The organism is Acaryochloris sp. IP29b_bin.148 (genome assembly GCF_028285565.1).
GTDB lineage: Bacteria > Cyanobacteriota > Cyanobacteriia > Thermosynechococcales > Thermosynechococcaceae > Acaryochloris.
This window is the reverse complement of record NZ_JANQOY010000174.1, coordinates 1-16,169: the sequence shown is the minus strand read 5'-3', so window position 1 is coordinate 16,169 and position 16,169 is coordinate 1. Positions and strand designations below refer to the sequence as shown.

14 protein-coding genes and 1 tRNA gene are annotated in these 16,169 nt (G+C 49.1%); 10 read left to right on the top strand and 5 right to left on the bottom strand.

The window, feature by feature from the left end; translation table 11 throughout:
• Positions 1-52: 52 nt before the first annotated feature.
• The 4 genes from ffh to Q0986_RS16150 all read left to right on the top strand — a co-directional run bounded on the left by ffh (position 53) and on the right by Q0986_RS16150 (position 3,834).
• Positions 53-1,483, top strand: coding sequence for a signal recognition particle protein (gene ffh / locus Q0986_RS16165; RefSeq protein ID WP_299412578.1), 1,431 nt, complete (start codon positions 53-55; stop codon positions 1,481-1,483).
• A 20-nt stretch (positions 1,484-1,503) separates the two neighbouring features.
• A complete protein-coding gene (locus Q0986_RS16160; RefSeq protein ID WP_299412576.1) occupies positions 1,504-2,841 on the top strand; it encodes a 16S rRNA (cytosine(967)-C(5))-methyltransferase in 1,338 nt (445 codons plus the stop codon).
• 136 nt (positions 2,842-2,977) lie between these two features.
• Positions 2,978-3,358 carry a hypothetical protein gene (locus Q0986_RS16155; protein ID WP_299412572.1) on the top strand — a complete coding sequence of 127 codons (381 nt, stop codon included), beginning with the start codon at positions 2,978-2,980 and terminating at the stop codon, positions 3,356-3,358.
• Between the two features lie 104 nt (positions 3,359-3,462).
• Positions 3,463-3,834 (top strand): hypothetical protein, encoded by a 372-nt coding sequence (locus Q0986_RS16150; protein WP_299412570.1) that lies wholly within the window; start codon positions 3,463-3,465, stop codon positions 3,832-3,834.
• Between the two features lie 83 nt (positions 3,835-3,917).
• Here Q0986_RS16150 and clpS read toward each other — a convergent pair whose 3' ends face one another.
• Positions 3,918-4,199 (bottom strand): ATP-dependent Clp protease adapter ClpS, encoded by a 282-nt coding sequence (gene clpS, locus Q0986_RS16145; protein ID WP_299412567.1) that lies wholly within the window; start codon positions 4,197-4,199, stop codon positions 3,918-3,920.
• 339 nt (positions 4,200-4,538) lie between these two features.
• Here clpS and Q0986_RS16140 point away from each other — a divergent pair, with 339 nt between their 5' ends.
• The 3 genes from Q0986_RS16140 (at position 4,539) to Q0986_RS16130 (ending at position 7,524) form a co-directional block, all read left to right on the top strand.
• Positions 4,539-4,859, top strand: a complete 321-nt coding sequence (locus tag Q0986_RS16140; RefSeq protein ID WP_299412564.1) for a DUF6825 family protein — start codon at positions 4,539-4,541, stop codon at positions 4,857-4,859.
• Complete coding sequence (locus tag Q0986_RS16135; RefSeq protein WP_299412561.1) at positions 4,859-6,589, top strand: AarF/ABC1/UbiB kinase family protein; 1,731 nt, start codon at positions 4,859-4,861, stop codon at positions 6,587-6,589. Before Q0986_RS16140 ends, Q0986_RS16135 begins: the two co-directional genes overlap by 1 nt.
• 134 nt (positions 6,590-6,723) lie before the next feature.
• Entirely contained in the window at positions 6,724-7,524 is an 801-nt protein-coding gene (locus tag Q0986_RS16130; RefSeq protein WP_299412558.1) for a Stp1/IreP family PP2C-type Ser/Thr phosphatase, read from the top strand.
• Here the strand turns inward: Q0986_RS16130 and Q0986_RS16125 are convergent, their stop codons facing one another.
• Positions 7,525-8,523, bottom strand: a complete 999-nt coding sequence (locus Q0986_RS16125) for an ABC transporter ATP-binding protein (RefSeq protein WP_299412554.1) — start codon at positions 8,521-8,523, stop codon at positions 7,525-7,527.
• Between the two features lie 146 nt (positions 8,524-8,669).
• Positions 8,670-9,899 carry a DUF445 family protein gene (locus Q0986_RS16120; RefSeq protein WP_366918607.1) on the bottom strand — a complete coding sequence of 410 codons (1,230 nt, stop codon included), beginning with the start codon at positions 9,897-9,899 and terminating at the stop codon, positions 8,670-8,672.
• A gap of 326 nt (positions 9,900-10,225) precedes the next feature.
• Here Q0986_RS16120 and Q0986_RS16115 point away from each other — a divergent pair.
• The 3 genes from Q0986_RS16115 to Q0986_RS16105 all read left to right on the top strand — a co-directional run bounded on the left by Q0986_RS16115 (position 10,226) and on the right by Q0986_RS16105 (position 12,781).
• Positions 10,226-10,307: transfer RNA gene (locus tag Q0986_RS16115), tRNA-Leu, on the top strand.
• A gap of 438 nt (positions 10,308-10,745) precedes the next feature.
• Positions 10,746-11,780 (top strand): phosphate acyltransferase PlsX, encoded by a 1,035-nt coding sequence (gene plsX, locus Q0986_RS16110; protein WP_299412551.1) that lies wholly within the window; start codon positions 10,746-10,748, stop codon positions 11,778-11,780.
• Between the two features lie 2 nt (positions 11,781-11,782).
• Positions 11,783-12,781, top strand: a complete 999-nt coding sequence (locus Q0986_RS16105; protein ID WP_299412548.1) for a beta-ketoacyl-ACP synthase 3 — start codon at positions 11,783-11,785, stop codon at positions 12,779-12,781.
• Between the two features lie 106 nt (positions 12,782-12,887).
• Here the strand turns inward: Q0986_RS16105 and speE are convergent, their stop codons facing one another.
• Together speE and Q0986_RS16095 are read right to left on the bottom strand one after the other, a co-directional pair.
• Entirely contained in the window at positions 12,888-14,174 is a 1,287-nt protein-coding gene (speE, locus tag Q0986_RS16100) for a polyamine aminopropyltransferase (RefSeq protein ID WP_299412544.1), read from the bottom strand.
• 129 nt (positions 14,175-14,303) lie between these two features.
• Positions 14,304-15,998 carry an ABC-ATPase domain-containing protein gene (locus Q0986_RS16095; protein WP_366918606.1) on the bottom strand — a complete coding sequence of 565 codons (1,695 nt, stop codon included), beginning with the start codon at positions 15,996-15,998 and terminating at the stop codon, positions 14,304-14,306.
• Positions 15,999-16,169: the final 171 nt, after the last annotated feature.

Here is a 16,169-nt window from a genome sequence, read left to right as displayed (position 1 = left end):
AGCGTCTGTTGCTCCTATGTCAAAATAGTTATCTGCAAATAGGTACCCCGCTATGTTTGAAGCCCTATCCGATCGGCTGGAATCGGCCTGGAAGACCCTCCGGGGTCAAGACAAAATCTCGGAGTCGAACATTCAAGATGCCCTACGGGAAGTTCGACGGGCGCTGCTGGAGGCCGATGTCAATTTACAGGTGGTCAAAGACTTTATCGAAGACGTCCGGGAATCGGCCTTAGGGGCCGAGGTGATCACGGGCGTACAACCGGATCAGCAATTTATCAAGATTGTGCATGACCAGCTGGTTGAGGTGATGGGGGCCACGAACGAGCCCTTGGCTGAGTCCAACAAACCGCCCACCGTGATTTTAATGGCGGGTTTGCAGGGTACGGGTAAAACCACGGCAACGGCCAAGCTGGCACTGCATTTACGTAAGCAAGAACAGACGGCCTTACTGGTGGCAACGGACGTCTACCGCCCAGCCGCCATTGACCAGCTGGTGACCCTAGGGGAACAGATTGATGTCCCCGTCTTTCAACTGGGAACAGATGCTAACCCTGTAGAGATTGCCCGTCAGGGGCTAGCAGCAGCCCGCGAGCAAAATGTGGACACAGTGATTGTGGATACCGCTGGCCGTCTGCAAATTGACCCAGCAATGATGTCTGAGCTGGCGGATATAAAAAAAGCGATCAAGCCAGATGAAACCTTGCTAGTGGTCGATGCCATGACCGGTCAGGAAGCGGCGAATTTGACCCGCACCTTCCATGATCAGATTGGGATTACCGGAGCGATTCTAACCAAGATGGATGGCGATACCCGCGGCGGGGCGGCCCTCTCGATTCGCCAAATATCGGGTAAGCCGATTAAATTTGTGGGGGTTGGCGAAAAAGTTGAGGCCTTACAACCCTTCTATCCGGATCGGATGGCATCTCGCATTCTGGGGATGGGGGATGTGCTGACGTTGGTGGAAAAAGCTCAAGAAGAGTTTGACATCGCCGATGCAGAGAAGATGCAGAAGAAGATCATGGAGGCTCAGTTTGACTTCACTGATTTTCTCAAGCAAATGCGTTTGCTCAAAAATATGGGCTCTCTGGGTGGGGTGATGAAGCTGATCCCCGGTATGAATAAAATATCTAACTCTCAGCTGCAAGAAGGGGAAACAAAGCTGAAGCAGACAGAAGCGATGATTAACTCCATGACCAAGGAGGAACGCAAAAACCCCCAGTTGTTGTCCAACTCTCCTAGTCGTCGCCGTCGAATTGCTAAAGGCTCCGGCTATACCCAAAATGATGTCGGTAAGCTCGTGACAGAGTTCCAGCGCATGCGATCGATGATGCAGCAGATGGGACAAGGGCAAATGCCAGGCATGTCTCCTGCCGGTGGGGGGAATCCGATGATGGGAGGTGGTCGTCCGAGTCGCGGTGGCTGGCGTGGCGGTATGGGCAAGAAGAAGAAAAACAAAAAGAGAAAAGGATTTGGTGATTTGTAGTCTTATTTCTCTAGCCAAAAATGAGTAATCCTAACCCTCGGCAGCTTGCTTTTCAGGGGCTTAAAGCAGTTCATCGAGGGGCATATGCGGATGTTGCCCTGAGTCGGGTTATGCCGAAGGTGATACCCAATGCCGATCGCCGCTTGTTAACTGAGCTGCTCTACGGTAGTGTGCGTCGCCAACGAACCTTGGACGCCCTGATTGATCAATTTGCCAAAAGACCCGCCGATCAGCAACCGCCCGATCTGCGTACGTTATTGCATCTGGGTCTCTATCAACTCCGTTACCTCGATCATATTCCTGATGCTGCGGCCATTTTTACCACGGTGGAGTTAGCCAAGCAGAATCAACTCTCGGGGCTATCAGGATTGGTTAACGGCTTGCTCAGGCAATATACGCGAGCAGCGGCCCGCACCCATGATCCCTTGGACCTTCCCTCCGACCCAATCCAGCGATTAGGGATGTTGTATAGCTATCCTGATTGGATTGTCCAAGTCTGGAACAATCAGCTGGGGCCAGCAGAGACGGAGCAACTCTGTGATTATTGCAACCAGCCTCCCCATATTGACTTACGGATCAATCCCTTAAAAATGGATCGAGCGTTTGTGCGATCACAACTGGCAGCAGCGGGTCTCACAACATCACCGCTCCCCCATCTACCCCAAGCCTTAAGAATTGAAGGCAAACCCGGTCCCATTCCCCAACTGCCCGGTTTCCAAGAGGGATGGTGGACGGTGCAAGGGGCCAGCGCGCAGCTCGTTGGGCATGTGCTGAATCCTCAACCCGGAACGGTGGCCCTTGATGTTTGTGCCGCACCGGGTGGCAAAACCACCCATATGGCAGAGTTGATGCAGGATTGTGGAGAGATTTGGGCGTGCGATCGCACCCCGTCTCGCCTCCGTAAACTTCAGCAAAACCTTCAACGTCTAGATATCAACACCGTTCAACTTTGGACGGGAGACAGTCGTCAGCTGCCCAACCATATTCCCTTAGCCGACTCTGTTCTTGTAGATGCTCCCTGCTCAGGCTTAGGCACCTTACATCGTCATGCAGATGCTCGCTGGCGGCAAACCCCTGATCGCGTCACCGAATTATCAGCCTTGCAATTGGAACTCCTACAGACCAGTGCGCAATGGGTCAAACCCGGTGGATACCTGCTCTATGCCACCTGTACTCTCCATCCCCAGGAGAATGAAAATGTTGTTCAATCTTTCCTCCAACAGACGTCTAATTGGTCTATTCACCCCCTATCCACACATTTAGAACTCCAGCAATCCGCCCTGGGCGCAAAAATCTGGCCGCATCGAGGGCAAATGGATGGTTTTTACCTTGCCCATTTACAACGAGGTGACCCGTAATCCCCAATGACACTTACATTGACAATAGTTAGTGTTACTTCGTAAAAGTAGGTTTTACGTTTAATTCCTCATCGCAAATTATGTGTATAATCGCCCACAGAAACCCCTGAAGTAGCCCGATGTAAAGGCCCCTCCTATGCTGAGAAAGGTCACCCTACTGGTCTCCATGCTTACCATTTCAGCTTGTCAAGGAAGCGGAATCCAATCGACACCAGAGGGGGTGATTCAGAAGATTGTTGATTCAGCTAAGACCAGAGAACTCAGTCAACTCAGTACCTTATGTGCGCCTCAGGCAGAGACAACGGCCAATATCATCTGCGAAATGTCTGAAGCTCAGCCCGAACAACAACAGGCCTTTATTCATCGCTTCTTGGCGGCAAAAATACGCGGTAATACCGAAATCACGGGATATACAGCAGTTGTGACCGTTGCCAGCCAACCTAACCTAGAGCGCACCCTCAGTTTTGAACTGATTCAGGAAAACGGGCATTGGTATCTACAACGTTTTCTAGAGTAGCGTCTCGCTGAATTGAGCAGGTGACAGCTCTCTCTTGTCTATGACTTCTGCTGTAGCTGAACACTTGCGCTTGAAATCAACGTCTATTTCCGAGAAGAACGGCAATGATGCAAAGAATAGGGTTAGCCGCAAGTGTATTCGTGTTGACAGCATGTACAGAGAATGGCGTGCAGTCCACCCCTCAAGGAGTGGTGCAAAAAGTATTTGAGGTCGCGACTTCTCGAAACTACGGAGAATTGAGTGATCTCTGTGCTCCTGAGGCTGACCAGGGCATTCAACAGATCTGCGATCTTGAGGATGCCAGTCAAGCGGATCAAGATCGGTTTTCGGAAGTGATTGCCAAAGGCAGCATAGCCCAGACCCAAATCAAGGGAGATAAAGCCACCGTTAACCTCACGGGTGAAAAGGGGAAAGCAGCGGGCAAAGTATTTCTGGCCAAAAAAGAAGGGCAATGGTACATGGTAAGTAGCGAATAACTTTGCTTGGCGGTAGTGAAGCCTTCACCCCCCTCTGCTCATCTACATCAAAGAATTGCAGCCATTTAAGCCAAGGACTCGACCTATTCATCAGGCTCAATTGTGCTGGTCAAACCATGCATCTTCAGTGTTTCACAGTAGAACTCTGCATGTTCAAAGGCGCAGGTAATAACGAGCGCAATCCCATTCGTATGGGCTTCCATCATCACGCTAACGGCTTGGGGTTGGGTCAGGTTAGGGACGGTTTGAAGCAACACTTGCACCACATGCTCCATGGAGTTGAAATCATCATTGTGGAGTAAAACACGGTACTTCGGTGCCAGTTTACGGCTTGTAGAGCGTTTGTCCAATGTTTCGACAGACATGGTCTTGTGGTCCAAAGAGATTGAATAACAACAGAGATATGAAATGTGCAAAGCGAGCCTCATTCAAGAGGGGCTAACTTTGCAAGCGGATGGCCATAGTTTTGATATTTTAACTCTGAATGCTAAAGGGGCAACGTCTGTTTGGTCAGTGTTTCACGAGATGGGGGAGGGATAAGTTGATATCCATCCATCTAGAGGAGAGCAATGACCAACATCACTCCGATCACAGAAATGAGGGTGTATTTTTATTTTTCCCAATTATCCTCGGATGTCAGTTAGAGCAGGAGTGCAAAGAGGCAAGTTATAATTTTTGCGAAGCCATGTTAACGATACTATCCCATGACCAACCCCTTAATTCGTGCATTTTTTTTGGGTAGAGCAACTGCTGAAGTGTTGTATGAAGAACTAGAGCATCAGCTTACGGACACCCTCAGTAGCGTGGGTCAGTTTGACGCTGAGCAGCGGGAAAAAATCCGTCAATTCACTAATCAGGTCATGGAAAGAGCTGATGCTGAGGCTGTTCGTAATCCTCAAAGTTATACATCGACCTCTAGCGCTTCATCGGCCACTGCTGACTTACAAGAAACCATTGATGAGCTGCGGGCGGAAATTGCTCAACTTCGTTCCGCTCTACAAAACTACCGCAGCCATTCTAGTTAGTGCTTGTGTCAGTTCCTCCCTCTGAGTTGATCTTACCCAAACAAAATCGCAAAGCCTACCGCTGGAATCGAGACAGCTATTCTCGCCAACGTCGTTTTCTGGACATTTGGGCCTTTGTGTTGCAGTTGCTCAGCTCTCGCTGGTGGTTGAGCAAGTCTTGGAGTTATCCGGGCGGGATGACAGACGCGAAACGGGCAGCTCGACGGAGAAAGCAGGCGGCCTGGATTCGAGAAACCTTACTCGATTTAGGCCCTACCTTTATCAAAGTTGGGCAGCTATTTTCAACGCGTGCCGATTTATTCCCGGCTGAGTATGTGGAAGAGCTGTCCAAGCTCCAAGATCGGGTGCCTGCTTTTAGTTATGAACGGGTTGAGCGGATTATTGAGCAGGACTTTGGTCGGACCATTCCAGCATTATTTTGCAGTTTTGATCCAGTTCCCCTCGCCGCCGCTAGTCTAGGACAAGTCCACCGTGCCCAACTGCAGTCGGGAGAAGAGGTGGTCGTCAAGATTCAACGTCCAGGCCTCAAAAAACTGTTTGATATTGATTTGAGGATTTTGAAGGGCATTGCCCATTACTTTCAGAATCATCCCAAATGGGGACCCGGACGGGACTGGTTAGGGATTTACGAAGAATGTTGCAAAATCCTCTACGAAGAAATTGATTATCTAAATGAAGGCCGCAATGCAGACCAGTTTCGCCGTAATTTTCGAGATCAAGACTGGGTCTATGTGCCCCGAGTCTTTTGGCGATATGCAACGCCTCGGGTGCTGACGCTGGAGTATGTTCCAGGGCTCAAAATCAGTAATTATGACGCCATTGATGCCGCCGGTATTGATCGCAAGCGAATTGCTCAACTGAGTGCGAAAGCTTATCTCTACCAGCTGTTAACCGATGGCTTTTTTCATGCCGATCCCCATCCCGGTAATTTGGCGGTGAGTTCAGATGGGCAGTTGATTTTTTATGATTTTGGCATGATGGGGCGGATTACCTCGATCACGCGCGAGAAATTGCTCAAGACGTTTTTCGGGTTTGCCCAAAAAGATGCCAATCAGGTGATCGCTTCGTTGATTGATTTAGGCGCACTACTCCCCGTTGATGATATGGGGCCGATTCGGCGATCGATCCAATATATGCTGGATAACTTCATGGGGCAGCCCTTTGATCAACAGTCCGTTGCTCAGATTGGGGATGATCTGTTTGAGATTGCTTACGATCAACCCTTTCGCTTCCCCGCAACGTTTACATTTGTAATGCGAGCCTTTTCCACCTTAGAAGGTGTAGGCAGGGGACTCGATCCCACATTTAACTTTATGGAGGTTGCAGAACCCTTTGCAGCAGAGCTTATGACAAATGGTGGCTTTTCAAATAATCAAAGTGGTGATCTGTTGGGCGAGTTAGGGCGGCAAGCGGCTCAGGTGAGTAATACGGCCCTGGGGCTCCCTCGACGAATGGAGGATACCCTCGATAAGTTGGAACAGGGCGACCTGCGAATGCGGGTGCGGTCCGCTGAAACAGACCGAATTCTGCGCCGACTCAATTTGACCCATATGGGCACCAACTATGCCCTGCTGATTGGTGCGTTCACGCTATCGGCCACAATTCTGCTGGTGAATAAGTATGTGTGGCTCGCTGCGATCGCAGCTTTTATCGCCATTCTTGCCAGTTTAGTCTTTTTGCGTCTGCTGTTAAGAATGAAGCGGTATGACAGTTTTGAGCGAATGTTGTAGCATTCTAGAGTCGTATAGGAAAAGGTTCTCTGCTTTTTAGCTAAACTATTGGCATGTCTGAGCCCTTGTATAATCTTCTTGATTGCAAGTGACGGTGACTACATTAGAGGACCAATTGAATCGTTGATATTAATATGAAACGTCTGTTTGCAGGCCTTAGTGATCAAGGGCTTGTTCGAAAAGCCAATCAAGACTCCTACAGCATTGATGAGTCCGAAGGTCGATTTTTTATCGTGGCGGATGGCATGGGAGGCCACGCGGGTGGAGAGGAAGCTAGCCGGATTGCGGCTGATACCATCCGTGAGTTTTTGCTGGACAACTGGCAAGCTCAACTTCAACCCCATGATTTACTAGAAAAGGCACTGCTAAAGGCCAATCAGGCTATTATTCAGAATCAGAAAGACTACCCAGAGCGGGCTGATATGGGAACAACCGTTGTGGTCGTCCTCTTCCCAGAAGAAGGACAGCCATGGTGTGCTCATATTGGTGACTCGCGGCTCTATCGCTGGCGAGACGCTCATTTAGATCAGATCACAGAAGATCACACTTGGATTTCTCAGGCCGTTAAGTCTGGACTCCTAACGCCTGATCAGGCTCGTCACCATCCCTGGCGGCATGTATTAGCCCAATGTTTGGGGAGAGAAGAACTCGATGAAATGGGCATCCAGCCCCTGGATGTCAAAGCAGGCGATCAGTTATTGCTGTGTAGTGATGGTTTAACGGAGGAACTGGCGGACGAACAGATTGCCCCCTTCTTCCAACCGAAGCAACCCTGTGAGACGGTTGCGAATGCTTTGATTGAAGCAGCAAAGGAAGAGGGTGGACAAGATAATATTACGGTTGTGTTAGTTGCCTTAGGAGAAGGCGAAGCAGACGGCTCACAGGTAGCGCCTACCATTGATGAGGACCCCACCGGGGATTTCAATGGCGAATAGCTAGCGACTTTTGTGAATGCCTCTCTGTCGCAACTGCTGGATAAAAAAGTCTTCCAAGGATTGCCGCACCATCTTCATTTCCGTGAGGGTACCGTCCATTTGCTCTAGTTTGGATAAGAAGGTATACGGCTCTCCTTGGAGCTGACCATGCCATTGCGAAGCTTGCATCTCAAAATCAACCAACAGTTCCGAGAGGATTTGTGGATCTCCGGCTCGCCCTTTCACCTGATAGGTTTGAGTTTGGGTTCCTAACAGTTGATCGAGGGTGCCCTCGCAAATTAATTGACCTTGGGCCAATATGGCGACGCGATCGCAAATAATTTCCACATCAGACAAGACATGGCTGTTAAAGAAGACCGTTTTACCTTGTTCTTTTAGGGATAAAATAATTTCCCGCATCTGATACCGTCCCATGGGATCAAGGCCCGACATCGGTTCGTCTAAAAAGACAAGTTTAGGATCGTTAATCAGGGCCTGGGCCATTCCTACCCGTTGCAACATGCCCTTGGAATAGCGCCGCATCTGCTTCTTCTTGGCCGTTTTGCGATCTAAACCCACCATATCCAATAGCTCTGGAATGCGTCGCTTTTGAACCTGAGGTGGAATCTGAAAAATGCCCGCTGCATACCTCAAAAACTCCCATCCCGTTAAATAGTCATAGAAATAGGCATTTTCAGGTAAATATCCGATCTGCTCCTTGGCCGAGCGATCGCCCAAGGGCTTCCCTAAGAGGAATCCCCTACCGGCTGAGGGTTTAGCAATGCCTAAGAGAATCTTTAATAATGTGGTTTTGCCTGCACCATTTGGACCCAATAGACCAAAGGTTTCACCTGGCATCACCTGAACACTGCATTGTTGGAGAGAGGTGACGGTCTTGTTCAGCCAAAACCCCGTTCGATAGGTTTTACGAAGGCTAAAGGTTTGAATAATAGGCTGTGGTCCGGATTGCTCAAGGGGCTGAGCATCGCTGATAGGCGTTACTTCGTATTCAGAACTCATAGCTGGCGTCAAAGGGGGAGAAACGACTAACCTCGGTATCAGATAATAGAGAAACAACACAAATTCTCTTCTTATCTTTCCCTGATTCCGCTGCATTCTTAAACTAAGCAGGCAGGGCACCAAAAATGGGTGAACTCTAACTAGCTTCAAGAAAATAACAAAATGGCGGATTGGATCAGTCCAATCACAATACCCAATACACCGCCCAAAATCACGATGGCCCGTAATTCAGTTTTGACAATGCCCTGAATCGCTGTCTCCAGATCTTCGGGAGCCGTGCGTTTAACGCGATCAATAATCACCTGATCGAGATTTAAAATGGGGAGGGCCTTGATTACAATCATCTCTAAATCCCGTTCTAAATAGCGTTCTAGGATAAGGGCGAGGTCTTCACTGATGTCCTTCAGAGAGGTAGCGACGACTTCGGACGTGCGTAATCGGTTAACGATTAGGGTTGCTGTTTCATTCCAATCAACGGAGGTTCCCAAATTTTGCAAGACAGAGACCCCTTTGTTTTGCGTATATCCCCGCACGCTTTCCCGAAACTGTTGTCGTAGTTGGCGTACAGTGCGCACTGGCAGGTTTTGGAGCGAGAGACTGGCCAACCATTCAATAAAACGCTGACGAATACTCAAGGACACGAACAGCTCTGCCAATATGGCATTACAAGCCAATTTCTCTTCGATACAAAAGGTCCGTAGCCGAATCAGGGCACTTTGAGCCCCCATCACGTTGGCAACCCACCAATATGTACCGCTAGTTTTAGTCCGCAAATCCTGATCCAAAATGGCAATATTGCGATCGGTGAGAAAGTCAATCAGCAATAACCGGAGGGTATCGGGCGGCACAACAACAGTGATAATCCAATTCGCCAGTTGTTGGGCTTGCTCATCGGTGAGCTGCAAATCCAGTAAGACCTGATCAAAGACTTGGTCCAGTTGATCTTGGAGAAAATCTTCCCGTCGGGCTAAGGCGACGATGATACGGGGTAAGGACTGGTCGGCAAAGTCTCGCAAGATATTGGCTAAAATCTTGACGCTTCTTTGATCTTGGTCAGATTTCACCTGATCTAAGGCAAGTTGCAATAGCCACAAAATGGCGCCTTGCACTCGCTCAGTTTGCAGCAACCGTTGAGCAATCGCTTGCAGCTCTTCGGGGGTGAGCAGAGAGGTCATAATCGCATCTGACACCTTCTGGGCCAACCGCTCCTGATTGCGGGGAATCAGACCCGGTGTAAAGGGTAATCGGCGATTGCCTACCTTAATGGCACGATAGGGCTTAAACAGCATGGAAATAGCCAGATCATTGGTGAAATAGCCAATGATACCCCCTGCGATCGGTGGCACAATTACAACACCAAAGGTAGACCAGTCCAATACCATCGCCTCGTTAATGCCCAAACTGTGCTCTCTGAACAAAAGCTTACCCTCAATCAATCCGGGGTAGATCTTCAAATTGTGTCAATGGGGTTTAGATCTTTTTCAGTCGCTTAAGCCGTTCACTCAATGCAGTGTCGTCACTCAAAAACGCCCCTGGAATATACGACATCAAAGCCCTCAAAGCAGACTATGCTTTCTCGCAGCGTTTCAGCTACATCTCTGTGCTGGATTGAATTTATGCTCAACCGTATTCTCAAAAGACTATTTTTTTCGAAAAAGAGCTGATACGTCTAAAGCTAGGTTATGATATTAAAGCCAAATTTGCGGACGTGGCGGAATTGGTAGACGCGCTAGATTTAGGTTCTAGTACTGCAAAGTGTGAAGGTTCAAGTCCTTTCGTCCGCATTTCACTGTTGAATTGCATCAGCAGTTTGCAAAATTAAAAATGGGTTGTGCATCAACACTGCTCAGCTCACTCGACTTTTTGAGATAGAGATCCACGATCCGTTGGTCTTTACCATTGCTAAACTGCCGTTCATTCAGGGATTTCCTGAAGCCAGGCGACCATCCAAGCAGAAGTATCGAGATTCTCAATTGTACGCTTGCTGCTTGAAGGTGGTTGTTTTGGTTAGCAGGGGAACAGTGTTATAGGATGATGCTAGGGTTGGCATCCAAGTGGGGGATATGTTTTGGCTGAGAGCCTGAATGGATGCGAACTTGGATACTAAGTTTCGCTCTGCTTACATGGAATTCATTTCATCTCAGTTTGTGAGTTTAGTAAATTCCGTTAAGTTAGACTAAGACAATCTGCTAAAATGCTTAAAGATTCTACAAGATTGCCACATGGGAGCCACTCGCGCACGAATTGCTATTGATGCCATGGGGGGTGACCATGCCCCAGATGAAATTGTTGCTGGAGCTCTTAGAGCCCAAGCAGAATTAGATGCAGATATTCTCTTGGTGGGCGATCCAGATCGCCTCCAAACCTCGATAAAAAATCATACTGAGTCTGTTCCAGTTGAGATCATCCCTGCGGAAGGGATGATTGAAATGCATGAAGAGCCCATTAGCGCCCTGCGCCGTAAACGGAAGGCGTCGATTAATGTGGCGATGGATTTAGTTAAAAAGCAGCAGGCCGACGCAGTGGTGTCAGCAGGCCACTCAGGTGCAGCAATGGCAGCAGCATTACTGCGATTAGGACGGATTCCAGGTATTGATCGTCCTGCGATTGGTGGCGTTTTCCCAACTATTATTGCGGGGAAACCTGTGTTGGTGCTGGATGTGGGTGCCAATGTTGACTGCCGGCCTAGTTTTCTAGACCAATTTGCCACAATGGGCACCATCTACAGCCAATTTGTGCTAGGAACCGAAGCCCCCAAAGTGGGGTTGCTGAATATTGGCGAGGAGCCCTGTAAGGGCAATGAGGTCGCTGTTCAAACCTATCAACAGCTTGAACAGAATCCTCATATTGACTTTATTGGCAATGCTGAAGGTCGGGATGTTCTCTCAGGCCAGTTTGATGTCATTGTCTGTGATGGCTTTACGGGCAATATCTTGCTGAAATTTGCAGAGGCTGTCGGTGAAGTTGCCCTGCAAATTTTACGAGAAGAGCTGCCTAGAGGTATTCATGGCAAGGTGGGAACCAGTATTCTCAAGCCTAATTTGCGCCGAATCAAGCAGCGTATGGATCATGCTGAACATGGGGGTGGCTTACTTTTAGGTGTTGCAGGCGTGTGTATTATTAGCCACGGCAGTTCCCAAGCTCCCTCTATTTTTAATGCTATCCGACTGGCAAAAGAAGCGGCGGATAACCAAGTGTCCCAACGTATTCAGTCTTGCTATCAACAGACGGTGGCTTCTGCCTCCAATGGAGAATAGTTGTGCAGTATCTGGCCGCTGGTATGGCAGTAACGGGGAGCGGTTCAGCATCTCCTGCTGCATCACTGGATAATCATGGCCTTAGTCAAATAGTGGATACGTCGGATGAGTGGATTGCCACCCGTACAGGCATTCGCTCTCGGCATTTAGCGAACGCTCAAGAGTCTTTGGCGCATTTGGGTGCGATCGCAGCCCAAAACGCTTTATCAATGGCTCAAGTTGCGGCCACGGATATTGATTTGATTTTGTTGGCTACCTCAACCCCCGATGATTTATTTGGCAGCGCCTGTCAGATACAGGCTGAGCTGGGGGCAAAGCACGCCGTTGCCTTTGATTTGACAGCCGCCTGCTCCGGGTTTGTATTTGGCTTGATTACCGCCGCCCAATTTATCCGTACAGGGGTGTATCGCAATATTTTACTTATCGGGGCTGATGTGCTTTCCCGTTGGGTCGATTGGACCGATCGGCGCTCCTGCGTATTGTTTGGCGACGGAGCTGGCGCCGTCGTTTTACAGGCAAACGAGAACGATCGCCTGTTGGGATTTGCCTTGCATAGTGATGGCTGTCTGCATGATTGTCTTAATGTGAACTATAAAGGTAAAGCCCGCCCACTGACTCAAGGAATGGAGGTCGCTCAGGGGACCTATCAGCCTATTTCTATGAATGGTAAAGAAGTCTATCGCTTTGCCGTCAACCGGGTCCCTGAGGTCATCGAAAAAGCCTTATTTCAAGCCAACCTCAGCACTGCAGATATTGATTGGCTACTGTTACATCAAGCGAACCAACGCATTCTAGATGCCGTTGCGAAACGCTTAAAAATGCCTGCAGAAAAAGTGATCAGCAATATGGCCAATTATGGCAATACCTCTGCTGCCTCAATCCCTTTGGCCTTAGATGAAACAGTCAGGCAAGGTCAGATCAAGCCCGGTGATACCATCGCAGCATCGGGATTTGGAGCGGGCCTCAGCTGGGGAGCTGCTATCTTCCAATGGCAACGCTAGCGATTGGTTGATCAGCATTTTTAGACAATCCATAACAGTGAGCCAAGATGACAAACCGCTGCAATTTTGGGGTGCCCATCGTCCGTTTATTCAGCGTCCTAAGCGTCTAGAGCCGCATTGTGATCATATTTTTGACAAAGGTGGGCAAGCAAAAGGCTGCTTGGTGAACACTTGGGTTGTAGTAGGCCAATTGATGATCTTGGGCAAATTGTTGAGCCTGCTGTGGATCAAAATCATGTAGTGGGTGGGGACCCGTTTTCGCACAGTAGGCGAAACTCCAAATTCCAGTCGGGTAAGTTGAGATAAACGCGAGATAGCAATGCACCTGTGAGGCCCCAAATATTTGGTTTAAATCACCATATCGTTCCGAAAACTTAGACTGACTTAACCGAGGGGACTCACTTTGAGTGACCATTACCCCACCCACCGACAAAATACGGTGAATCTGTTGATAAAAGTCTTTTGTCAGCAATGCGGTTGAGCAACCCACCGGTTCTGAGACATCGACAATGATTAGATCGTAGGTGTCATCATTCGTCTTCCCCACAAATTCAATACCATCCCCAATGATAAGTTGTAGCTTGGAATGGTTCAGTGCGAGGGAGAGGGTGGACAGATGTTTCTTCGCGGCTTTGACAACCACTTCATCAATTTCCACGAGGGTTACTTGTTCAACCTGGGGATGGCGAAAAATTTCCCGGACGCAACCGCCGTCGCCGCCGCCAATCACCAGCACTTTACGAGCAGCATGGGTCAATAGGGGCACATGGACGATCATCTCGTGATAGGCTCGTTCATCTGCCTCACTACACATCACCCGGTTATCAATAACGAGCATTTTGCCATACTCAAAGGTGTCTAAAACTTCCACTGTTTGATAGGGAGACTTTTCTCGAAAGATCCAGCCTCCTCGATGGCGAATAGAGAACGCGATATTATCGTTGCGCTCCGTAAACCAGATGGTTCTTTTTTCCTGTGGATTAGTGTTTGGATAGGTGGCGATCTCCTCGGTTTGCTTCAAGTCAGCTTCTACTGTTTCCAGTAAATGCAATTGCCCTCGATTTAGTTCTAAAGCCGATCCGTGGTCGGCGTGAAAAGCGCTTTTGAGGATTTCATAGGCAATCCAGGGATTAACGGATGTCCCACAAGTAAATAGATCGAGGGCAGCATAGCCATATTCGGGCCAGGTATGGATGGCAAAATGACTTTCTTGGAGAACCAGAAAGCCTGAAACCCCACTTGGAGGAAATCGGTGAAATTCGGAGCTGATAATCGTGGCTCCTGATTCCTGAGCCGCTTCTAGCATGCTGTTTTCGATCAGAAGAACATCATTGAGGATCTCTGCAGAGCCATCATAAAATTCAACGAGTATATGTCTGCCGAGGGAGTTCATGGATGCTGAAGAAAATGAAGATAGGGCTTAGGACGATAAAGGGTTTTCCAGAACTCTACCCGAGTGCTGGAAAATCTGTCCTATTCTGTCATGGCGAAGGACATCAGCGTTCAGCAACGTTTTGACCCCCTAATCTCCTATTTTGAGTGAACGCCAGCGATTAAGGGCAGCGGCTAGCTCAAATCGCCGAAACTGGACAAAATCGCCTTCGGGAAAGGAACTCAGCGTGGATAGTCCCGATGTGGTTAGTCTGGACATGATGTCCTGAAGGATGGTGGTCAAAGCCGCTGTGGAGGGCTGTTGATGTAAGAGTACGATCGCAGCTGCAATGGCCCGCAATTGCCCTGGCTCTACCAATTGTTCGACCTGGCTGAGATTGATCGCATCTCTACCTAAAATAATTTCTCGCAAATCATGCACTTTTACCTTGGCGGGTCGGCCCTTCCAGACCAGCATCGCCGGATCCAGGTGGATGCTTCGAGACGGTCTGGCACCGATGGGTTGGCTGAGTTCACAGGTGCGATCGCTGGGGTATTGAGCTGCGATCGCATGGGCCTGCTCCGTTACGTTTTCGGGCCGATAGGCAGACATAGCAACCACCGTATCAGCCACCTCAAAGTAATCACCACTGCCTCCCATCACGAGAACGCTGGAAACGCCGTGATTCTCGTACAGGGGGCGAATTTGATCAATCAATGGCGTAATGGGTTCTTGGTCTTTAGCGATTAGGGCTTGCATTCTGCGATCGCGGATCATTAAATTTGTAGCGGTTGTATCTTCATCCAGGAGCAACACTTTGGCCTGAAGCTCTAGAGCTTCCAGGATATTGGCCGCCTGAGAGGTGCTACCACTGGCATTGGTGGTGCAAAACGCCGTGGTGGCTTGCTGATGGGGAAGATGATTAATCAATGGAGACAGATCTAAATGCGTTACAGGACGTCCCTCCTCGGCTCGAATTTTGACCGCATCCATATCTGTCACCACAAACTCACGGCCATCGCCAGGAATATGGTTGTAAATCCCTAGTTCTAAGGCTTTAAGCAAGGTTGATTTGCCGTGATAGCCTCCTCCCACAATCAAGGTAATCCCCTGCGGAATCCCTAGCCCTGCCATCAGGCCATGATGGGGACAATCAAACTCAACCTGTAAAGACGGAGGCGATTGAAACGGTATGGCTGATGCTAGAGGCTGGGTGGCAATACCACTCTGCCGAGGCAGAATCGCACCGTTGGCGACAAAGGCCACCAACCCCTGTGCGTGCAACCGTTGCCGTAACCAGTCTGCATCTTCATTAATATCAATATGGAGTTGGAGGTGCTGAGCAGAGAGTTGAGGATAGTACAACCTGGCGACCCATTGGGGAATCTGCTCACCGAATAAGTGGGCCGCCTGATCGCCATCAACCCGTCGTCCTTGGGCAGGCAACCCCACCGAGAATCGCAGCTCAACCTGCTGATCGTCGATCAAGGCAGTGGTCCGCTCCAAAATTTCTGGCCCCGGCTGAGCAATGGCAATCCGTCCACTATTGCCTGTGCCAGTACGCTGCTGATGGTGTTGAGTCATCTGACTAAACCGACGCGTGAGAAAATCTCGCAACCCCACTGCTCGACTATGATTGGCGTATAGTTCTGGCGAAAAACCAGCAATTTGCTGTGGAATTTGCACGCGGCATTGACTGGGCCGAGCAAAGGGATCACGTTGGATCCGATCCAGAATCAGCGTAAATTCAGGAAACTGGTAGTCTCCCCGCAGGGATTGATATCCCTTGTATCCTTTGCCATTGAGTTGCCGTAACTGCTGTATTAGGTGCTGATGATCATACATGGCACTCTCCGCATTCGGGTCTGGCATCAATTGGGTGAATCAATTGGCAGTGCCTGTTCACTCCGTCTTTGAGCATAAGTAGAGTTGGCTAAAAAGGATCAACTAAGTTTCATTTTATGAACTAATCTGAAAACCTTTCTCTGTATAAGATTTGATAGAATTTACATTTCG

Bases quoted from the DNA above. Each gene is read 5' to 3' on its own strand.
- Q0986_RS16155 (WP_299412572.1), top strand. From the start codon at position 2,978: ATGCTGAGAAAGGTCACCCTACTGGTCTCCATGCTTACCATTTCAGCT.
- speE (WP_299412544.1), bottom strand. From the start codon at position 14,174: ATGAACTCCCTCGGCAGACATATACTCGTTGAATTTTATGATGGCTCT.
- Q0986_RS16130 (WP_299412558.1), top strand. From the start codon at position 6,724: ATGAAACGTCTGTTTGCAGGCCTTAGTGATCAAGGGCTTGTTCGAAAA.
- Q0986_RS16140 (WP_299412564.1), top strand. From the start codon at position 4,539: ATGACCAACCCCTTAATTCGTGCATTTTTTTTGGGTAGAGCAACTGCT.
- Q0986_RS16095 (WP_366918606.1), bottom strand. From the start codon at position 15,998: ATGTATGATCATCAGCACCTAATACAGCAGTTACGGCAACTCAATGGC.
- clpS (WP_299412567.1), bottom strand. From the start codon at position 4,199: ATGTCTGTCGAAACATTGGACAAACGCTCTACAAGCCGTAAACTGGCA.
- Q0986_RS16125 (WP_299412554.1), bottom strand. From the start codon at position 8,523: ATGAGTTCTGAATACGAAGTAACGCCTATCAGCGATGCTCAGCCCCTT.
- Q0986_RS16150 (WP_299412570.1), top strand. From the start codon at position 3,463: ATGATGCAAAGAATAGGGTTAGCCGCAAGTGTATTCGTGTTGACAGCA.
- plsX (WP_299412551.1), top strand. From the start codon at position 10,746: ATGGGAGCCACTCGCGCACGAATTGCTATTGATGCCATGGGGGGTGAC.
- Q0986_RS16160 (WP_299412576.1), top strand. From the start codon at position 1,504: ATGAGTAATCCTAACCCTCGGCAGCTTGCTTTTCAGGGGCTTAAAGCA.
- ffh (WP_299412578.1), top strand. From the start codon at position 53: ATGTTTGAAGCCCTATCCGATCGGCTGGAATCGGCCTGGAAGACCCTC.